The organism is Streptomyces sp. NPDC052101, assembly GCF_040680235.1.
Classification (GTDB): Bacteria; Actinomycetota; Actinomycetes; order Streptomycetales; family Streptomycetaceae; genus Streptomyces.
Map to the genome: position 1 here is coordinate 39,203 of NZ_JBFAWH010000010.1, position 8,030 is coordinate 47,232.

Consider the following 8,030-nt stretch of genomic DNA (forward strand, 5'->3'; position numbering starts at 1 on the left):
GCCGGTGGCCGGGCCCGCGCGGCCCGGCCACCGGTGATGCGTACGGCGCGCCTACGGGGCCATCTCGTACGCGCCGGACAGCGCCTCGACCCGCTGCCAGACCCGCTCCGTGCGTGCCTCGTCGACGACCGGCCGCCGGATCGAAGCCAGCGCCCACTCCTGCTGCTGTTCGGTCGCCGAGTCCTTGCCGTGCAGTTCAACGGCGTGCGCGGAGAAGTCCCGTACGAGGACGGCGAAGAGTTCGTCGAGCACGTCCTCGTCGAGGCCGGTCAGGGCGGCCTGCTCCAGGACGAGCTGTCCGTGCACGACGAGGGCGAAGAGCTGGCCGACCGCGAGGACGAGGTCGAGGTCCCGGCTCTGCTCCGCGTCGGGAGCGGCCGTGGCGACGAACTCGCAGAGTGCGTCGGCCTGTTCGCGGAAGCGGGTCACGTTGGGCAGGTGCGCGTGCGCGTCGAAGGCGGGTCGCCAGTCGTGGAAGCGCACCGAGCCGAGGCCGCGGGCCGGCCCCTGCCGGAACAGGAAGTCGTCGTCGGCCGCGTCGAGGCGGGTCGGCACGGCGGGATAGTCGGCCGGGTCGAGGAGGTGGCTGCGCAGGAACTTCAGGATCAGCGCCAGGTTGACGTGGACCGTGCCCTCCAGCTTCGGCAGGCCGCGGATCTCCACAGCCGCCTGGGCGAAGTAGTTGTCCTTCTCGAAGCCCTTGGCGGCGATGACGTCCCACATCAGGTCGATGACCTTCTCGCCCTCCGTGGTCACCTTCATCTTCGTCATCGGGTTGAAGAGAAGGTAACGGCGGTCGTCCGGCCCGGCGGAGCGGAAGTAGTCGACGGCGCGGTCGCTGAACGACTTCATGCCGACGAGCCTGACGTACGCGTCGGTCAGCTCGCGCCGCACGTGCGGGAAGCCGGTGACGGGACGGCCGTAGAGGACGCGGTTGTGGGCGTGGGTGACGGCCTCGTACATCGCGTGCTCGCAGATGCCGATCGAGGCGGTGCACAGGTTGAACTTGCCGACGTTGACGGTGTTGAGGGCGGCGTCGAAGGCGGCGCGGCCGGTGTGCAGGACGTCCTCGGCCGCTACCAGGTAGTCCTCCAGGCGGAACTCGCTGACGAACTTCGAGGAGTCGACCACGTTCTTGACCAGGTGATAGGCCGGGTGACGGCTGTCGGCGGCGAAGAACACGTAGCCGTCGGGGCCCTCGACGTCGCTGCGGCGGCCGAAGACGGAGACGAGTCCGGCGGCGTTGCCGTTGCCGATGTAGTACTTGGAGCCGGTGGCGCGGAAGCCTCCGTTGCCGTCAGGTGCGAGCAGCATGTCGGTGGAGTAGATGTCGGCGCCGTGGGCCTTCTCGGACAGGCCGAACGCGAACACCTCTCCCTGGGTGAGGAGTTCGGCGGCGCGGGCGCGGGCGGCGGCGTTGTCGCTCTGCCAGACCGGGCCGAGGCCGAGGATGGTGACCTGCCAGGCGTACCAGTAGTCGAGGCCGTAGAAGCCCAGGATCTCGTTGAGCGCGGCGATCCGGGCGGTGTCCCACCGCTTGTCCGGTTCGCCCTCGCCCACGGCGGACGACGGCGTCAGAAAGGTGGCGAACAGGTTCTCCTTCGCCGCGAAGGCGAGGAAGTCGCCGAGCCAGGCGCGGGTCCGGTAGTCCTCGATCAGCCGCCCCTTCCCGCGTTCCTCGAACCAGTCGACGGTGGCACGCAGCAGGCGGCGCGTCTCGGGGTCGAAGTGCGCGGGGTCGTAGGTGCGCGGGTTGAACAGCAGCTGGTCGGCCATGGGATGACGCCTTTCGGCTGGTGGACGGGTGGGATGGGTAACGGGAGGTCTGACGGCTGGACGGGCCGGATCGTGCGGACCGGCGGCGGATTCGGCGGCGATCAGCGGCCCGGACCGAACCGGGCCAGCGTGGCGAGCACGTCGTCCAGCCAGTCGATCATCATCCGCTCGTACGCGATGCCGCCGCGCAGGACGACGTGCTGCAGCTCTCGCTCCGCGTCGAGCGGCGCCTTAGGACCGGCCGTGCTTGCTTCGGGCGCCGTGAAGTCGCGCGCCTCTCCTGCGAGATAGTGCGCCAGCCGGTCCCGGTGCGCCTGGCGGTGTCGCTCCACCTCGCGGACAAGGGCGGCCGGATCGTCGAAGGCGGCGCCGCGGATCTTCACAGCCAGGTCGTGGCGGACGCTCTCGGGTTCGATCGGATCCTGCAGCCAGGAGGACAGCGCGGCCCGGCCGAGGTCGGCGACGGAGTACTCCTTCTTGTCCGGCCGGCCCTGCTGCGGGACGTCCCGGACGTCGACCCAACCGTCGGTCTCCATGCGCTTGAGCACGCGATAGATCTGCTGGTGGGTCGCGGTCCAGAAGTAGCCGATGGACCGCTCGAAGCGCCGGGCCAGCTCGTAGCCGGATCCTGGCTTCTCCAAAAGCGACACCAGGATCGCGTGTTCGAGTGCCATGCCGCCGATCCTTCTATGCAACTCGTTGCATAGCAAGCCTGTCTCGCTCCGATGCGACGCGGCTCACCCCGACACCGTCCCAAGGACGGACGCCCAAAAGACAGACGCCTCAAGGACAGACGTAGGTGAAGCTCGCCTCCGCCTCCATCGGGGCCGGCTGGTGCGCGATCCTCAGGCGGGCGGTCCCCCGGAAGCGGCCCGGACCGCGGACCGTCCAGCGCAGGTGCACCCTGACCCGGCGCTCACCGCGGTGGGCGGTGTGGACCAGCTCGCCCGAGTCCTGACCGTCCGCGCGCAGCCACCGGTAGGTGACGAGGCCGCCGTGCCCGTCGGTGGTGACGACACCGATCAGGTCGGCCGTCTGACCGCAGTGCAACGGCCCGGCGGGGGCCTGGACCCGGACGGCGACGACCTCGGGAGCGGGAGCCGGGCGCAGCAGCAGCCAGAGCAGGACGGCGGCGATCGCGACGACGGCGGTGGTGACGATCCAGCCCCGTCGTCCGCGCCGCGAGCGCGGGGAGGCCGGCACCGCCGCCTCGGTCCGCCATCGGGCACGCAGGACGTCCTGCTCCTCCACGGGGACCCCGGGCCCGAACCGGAGCAGGATCCCACCGGAGTCCTCCCCTGCCGCCACCGGAGGCAAGGTGACACGGTTGCGCTTGCCGAGGACGGTCGCCTGGGTGTCCGGGGCGGTGGAACGGTGAGCGCGGCCGACGGTGGTGAGCTGGTCGGCGACGGCTGATGGGTGAGGTCCGGGGGCGACCAGGGGGGCTCGCGGGTCCGGGCCTGCGGAGCTGTGGGCATGGGCCGCGGTGGCGGGTTGGCCGACGGTGCCTGAAGGGCGGGACGGGCGGTCGGGCGCGGCAGCTGGGTTTTCGGGGGCGGTGGGGAGTGGGGCGGGGTCGGTTGTGGTCGGCGCCGGGTGAGTGTCCGTCCGTGGAGCCGGGCGACCGGGGGCCACTGCGAGGGACGGTTCCGGTGCCTTCGGCGGCGCGAACTCCGGGGTCGACGCGGCCGTCGCCGCGCGGAGCGCCGTGCGGCGCAGGAAGTCCGCCGGGAGCGCCGCGCGTCCGGCCACCAGGGCGGCCCGGGCCGCCGCCAGCCCCTGCGCCTCGGCGGCGGCGGAGCAGCGGGCGATCAGGTCCGCCGCGGGGGTTCCGGGCTGCGTCCAGGCGGCACCGAGGGTGCGGGCCAGGGCGGCCCAGGCAGCGGTGGTGACTGCCTGGCGTTCGGCGTGCGGTGTGTCGCCCGACACCGGTACGGCGGCCGCGTCGCCCAGCACCATGCTCAGCTCCGCCTCGGCCAGTAGGGCGACCCCGTCCGGGGCGATCACCACGGTGTCGGGGCCGAGTGAGCCGTGGGTCAGGCCTGCCGTGCGCAGGGCGAGGAGGGTCTGCGCGGTCTCGTTGAGGATGCTGGCCACGCTGCCCGCGTCCGGGCGAGGACCGTTGGCCGACGACAGGACGTCGGCCAGGGTGGGGGCCGGTGGCCGGGCCGTGAGCAGCCACACCTCACCGGCCTCGGCCACGAGGTCGACCGTGCCGAGCAGTCCGGGCAGCCTGAGCTTCGCCGTGGCGAGCACCACGGCCGCCAGGCGCTCGCGTGTGCCCTCGGGCGCCAGCAGGGCTCGATCGATGCGCAGCGCGCCGAGGGTGCGCTCGCCGGACCGGGCGGGGAGCAGGGCGTGCCAGGTGCCGTAGCGCGTGTGCCGTGACCAGCCGGACAGGGGCCGGTCGGCCACTGTGGTGGCTGTCGTCATGTCGATCCGTTCTCGTCGCGGCGGGGAGTGGCTCTCGGGTCCCTCGGGAGCGTGGTCAGCACGGCGGTGCGTCCAGGGAGGCCGTCTGGGGACCGTTCGCTGCCGCCGGGTCGCTGCTGAGCGTGACGTCCCAGGTCCCCCGGCACGGGTGGTTGGAGAAATCGGCCTCGAAGGTCAGGTCGTACCGCGTGCTCCCGGACAGGGGCTGGAACTGGGAGCCGTACGCGTCGGCGGGTGTGTCGACGTAGTAGTTCGCGGTGACGGTCAGCGGACCGGTGCCCGTCGTCTCGACCGTCACCGCCGCGATGAGCGTGCCGGGTCTCTGGCCACGCTGCCAGGAGCCGATGGTGAGGGTGACCGTGCCGGGGGTGGCCGCGCTCGGGGACGCGGTGGCCGGCGGCTCGGCGGTCGGGGTCGTCGCCGTGGACGGGCTCGGCGAGGTCGAAGGCGGCGGCGAGGAAGACGGGCTGTCCGAGGGCGTGACGGAGGGCGGCGCGTCGGCCGTGGGCGGCGGGGCGACGGTCGGCGAGGTGGATGCGGAAGGTGAAGTGCCCGGCTCCGTCGGCGAGTTGACCGGCGAAGGGGTTGAACTCGCCACCGTCGTCGATGTCTCATGCGGGCGGCCCGTCGCGTACGTCGCTCCGCCCGCGACGACCACCAGCGCGGCCACCCCACCGGTCGCCACCTTCCATCCCCCGCGTTTCAGCCGGCCCAGCAGGGTCAGCGCACTGGCCGAGCCCTCAAGGGTCGCGGTCGTGGTGAACGGGAACAGCAGGGCGAGCAGCGCGGCGAGTTCGGCCAGCCGACGGCGGCCGCGCTCCTCCCAGCCGGCGCCGTAGCCCTCCGTGGCGGACCGTTCCAGGTCGGCGAGGAACGTCTCGATGCCGGGCCGGTCCGCCGGGTCCTTCGCCAGGCCCGCGCGCAGCAGCGCACGCACCGGCGCGGGTACGTCGTCCAGCGGGGCTGGCGCGTTCAGGTGCTGCAGGCGCAGCGCGGTCACGTCGTCGCCGGGGAACGGCCGCCGGCCGGTCAGGGACTCGAAGAACACCACGGACGCCGCGTAGACGTCGGCCGCCGGGCCGGCGGGCTCGCCGTTCCACTGCTCCGGCGCCATATAGGCGGGCGTGCCCGTGGCCTCGGTCTCCCGGCCGCTGCGCACCGCGATGCCGAAGTCGACGAGCGCGCTGGTGCCGTCGGCGCGGACCAGGACGTTCTCCGGCTTGTAGTCGCGGTGCACCACCCCGGCCGTGTGGGCCGCGCCCAGCCCCAGCAAGGAGCCCTTGAGCAGGACGAGCGCGGCCTCGGGGCCGGTCGCCCCGTGCCGGCGCAGCAGTTGGCGCAGGCTGACGCCGTCCACCGCCTCCATCACGATCGCGGCACCGGCGCGTGCCTCGACGTACTCGTACAGCCGCACCACGCACGGGTGCCGGAACTCGCCGAGCAGCCGGGCCTCCGCGCGGAAGCGGGCCAGGAACTCCCGGTCCGCGCACAGGCGTTCGCTCAGGTACTTGACGGCGACGGGCACGCCGGTCGCGGTGTGCCGGGCGAGGACGACCCGGCCGCCGGCTCCCTCTCCGAGCGTCCGGACGGCCGCGTAGCCGGGTACGGCCCAGCCGCCGTCGGGGGTGTGCGTGTCCTGGGTCATGCGGTCCCCTCCACCGGCGCGGGGAGCCCGGCGCCCTGCGGTACGGCCTTCGCGTCCCGCCGGCGCCGTACCCGGCGCAGCAGCCAGCGCACGGGCGCGGACCACACAGGGAAGGCGACCAGGGCGACCACGGCCGCCTCGATCACCGTGGTCCACGGCTCGGGTAGCCGGCCCTCCAGCAGGTCACCGATGCGGGAGCGCCAGGCCAGCAGGGCGAGGCCGAGGAAGCCGTAGGTGCCCACGACGACCGCGAGGCCGTAGGCGGCCAGGCCGGCCTGACGGGGGCCCGGCCGGTTGCCCGCGCGCAGGTCCCGCCACAGGCCCGTACGGAAGTAGGCGCTCGCCTCCTCGCGCAGCCGGGGCACTCGCAGGGCGTCGGTCAGCGCCTGGTAACCGTCCAGCGGCATCAGCGGGTTGAAGTTGTAGAGAGTGTTCAGGTAGAGGCCGAAGGCCAAGTGGTAGAGAACGGCGGAGGCCGGTCCGGCGGGCAGCAGGGCCGCGCCCGTGGCACACCAGCCGGCCAGCGCCGCCGTGGACAGCGGCCCGGACAGGGCCACCACGACCCGTGACCAGCGGGAGCCGAACCACATGTCGCTGGTGTCCACGAACGCGAACGGCATGCCCATCATCAGCAGGAACCCGCCGCGCCTGACCTTGCGGCCGTACGACTTCACGGCCAGCGCGTGCGTGAGTTCGTGGATGAGCAGCACCGTCACATATCCGGCGGCCAGCAGGACCGGGCCCCACACGCCCGCCCCGCCGAAGTCCAGCAGATGGTGCCGGCCCTGCGCGGCGAAGAACGCGACGAGGCCGCCGGCCACCGACAGCCAGGCGAGCAGCACCCCGGTCCGGGTGAACAGCCGCCAGCCGAAAGCCTGGTAGAGCCGGGTCACCAGCCGGTCGAGGCCGGGGACGGACACCTCCAGCTTCAGCAGCGCCCGGTACACGGCACGCCCCACCCGCCGCCAGCCCTTCGGCCGCTCCTCCTCCGGCCGCCCGGGCAGGCCGCGCAGCAGCCCGGCGTCCGCGAACGCGGCCAGCGCGGACTCGATGCGGGGCAGGGCGAGTTCGCCGTAGCGGTCGGCGTAGGCGAACAGCAGGTCCCGTACGGTGTTCTCGCCGTCGACGGCGTGCCACAGGAAGACCTGGCGCTCGTCCAGTTCCAGATAGCGGCCGGTGCGGGTGCTGCTGAGCACCCAGCGGGGTGTGCCGCGTTCGGTGGGGATCTGCTTGAGGGCCCAGCCGGAACGGCGGCGGGGGCGCGCGGTGAGCGGGCCGTTCGCCTCGGGGGCCTCCTCCTGCCCGGCCTGTCCGGCGGTGGGCAGCTGGGTCAGCTGGGTGCCGACGACCATCGTGCGCGAGCCGATCCGGGAGTCGCGGGGCTGCTCAAACACCAGGCGTACGTCGCCGATGGACAGCTCGGTGCCGTCGGCGAGGCCGGCCGTGCCGCCGTGCAGGTCGACGCCGCCGACGGAGGTGCCGTTGAAGGAGTCCAGGTCCTCGATCCGGAAGCCCTCAGCGGTGCGGATGATGCGGGCGTGGCGGCGCGAGACGCTGGTGTCGGACAGGACCACGTCGTTGTCCTCGCCCCGGCCCAGCGTGGTGACGGGGCCGGTCAGCGGGACGAGCCGTGTGGGGTCGTCGAGGCCGCGCAGTTGGGGCGCGGCGTACGACGTCGGTGCGGCACCCCGGCGCGGGGTGCCGCAGTGAAGGCAGTACGGGAAGTCGCGTCGCACGTGGACGCGGCAGACATGGCAGAGCATTGGCTGGCTCAGCCCGCGCCGGAACCGCTGGCGAACGTTCCGCCGTCGAAGCCTGCGTCGCCTTCCGCGGCGGGGCCGGAGTCCGGCAGGTGCGTGGCGGCGTTTCCGAGGCCGGAGGCGGGCAGGCCGCCCTGGACAATGATGTGATCACCGCTGTCACTCTCGCCCGAGGCGGGCAGGCCGCCCTGGACGATGATGCGGTTACCACCGCCGGGCTCACCGACACCGCCGGGACGCCGACCGATGTTCTCCTGGCTGCCTCCGTCGTTTCCGTCACCCCCACCGTCACCGCCGCCGTGGCCACCACCGCCGCTGGGACGGTTGGTGTTCTCCGGGTCACCGCCACCCTCACCACCGCCGCCGCCACCCTCACCACCACCATGACCACCACCGCCACTGGGACGGTTGCTGTT

At 73.1% G+C, this 8,030-nt stretch carries 5 protein-coding genes and 1 pseudogene; all 6 read right to left on the reverse strand.

Annotated features, from left to right (window positions below; all coding sequences use genetic code 11):
* Nucleotides 1-51 precede the first annotated feature (51 nt).
* Entirely contained in the window at nt 52-1,776 is a 1,725-nt protein-coding gene (locus AB0L75_RS19130; protein ID WP_365182206.1) for an acyl-CoA dehydrogenase family protein, read from the reverse strand.
* A 101-nt stretch (nt 1,777-1,877) separates the two neighbouring features.
* The gene (locus AB0L75_RS19135; protein ID WP_365182208.1) at nt 1,878-2,450 is read right to left on the reverse strand and encodes a PadR family transcriptional regulator; all 573 of its coding nucleotides are present in this window, start codon (nt 2,448-2,450) and stop codon (nt 1,878-1,880) included.
* Nucleotides 2,451-2,559: 109 nt separating this feature from the next.
* On the reverse strand, nt 2,560-4,209 hold the full coding sequence (locus AB0L75_RS19140; RefSeq protein WP_365182210.1) for a hypothetical protein: 1,650 nt from the start codon (nt 4,207-4,209) through the stop codon (nt 2,560-2,562).
* Between the two features lie 55 nt (nt 4,210-4,264).
* On the reverse strand, nt 4,265-5,854 hold the full coding sequence (locus tag AB0L75_RS19145; protein WP_365182211.1) for a serine/threonine-protein kinase: 1,590 nt from the start codon (nt 5,852-5,854) through the stop codon (nt 4,265-4,267).
* Complete coding sequence (locus tag AB0L75_RS19150; RefSeq protein ID WP_365182212.1) at nt 5,851-7,590, reverse strand: FHA domain-containing protein; 1,740 nt, start codon at nt 7,588-7,590, stop codon at nt 5,851-5,853. The genes AB0L75_RS19145 and AB0L75_RS19150 overlap by 4 nt, the downstream gene beginning before the upstream one ends.
* A gap of 35 nt (nt 7,591-7,625) precedes the next feature.
* Nucleotides 7,626-8,030: pseudogene (locus AB0L75_RS19155) on the reverse strand (hypothetical protein); the annotation flags it as partial.

Bases quoted from the DNA above. Each gene is read 5' to 3' on its own strand.
- AB0L75_RS19140 (WP_365182210.1), bottom strand. From the start codon at position 4,209: ATGACGACAGCCACCACAGTGGCCGACCGGCCCCTGTCCGGCTGGTCA.
- AB0L75_RS19135 (WP_365182208.1), bottom strand. From the start codon at position 2,450: ATGGCACTCGAACACGCGATCCTGGTGTCGCTTTTGGAGAAGCCAGGA.
- AB0L75_RS19130 (WP_365182206.1), bottom strand. From the start codon at position 1,776: ATGGCCGACCAGCTGCTGTTCAACCCGCGCACCTACGACCCCGCGCAC.
- AB0L75_RS19145 (WP_365182211.1), bottom strand. From the start codon at position 5,854: ATGACCCAGGACACGCACACCCCCGACGGCGGCTGGGCCGTACCCGGC.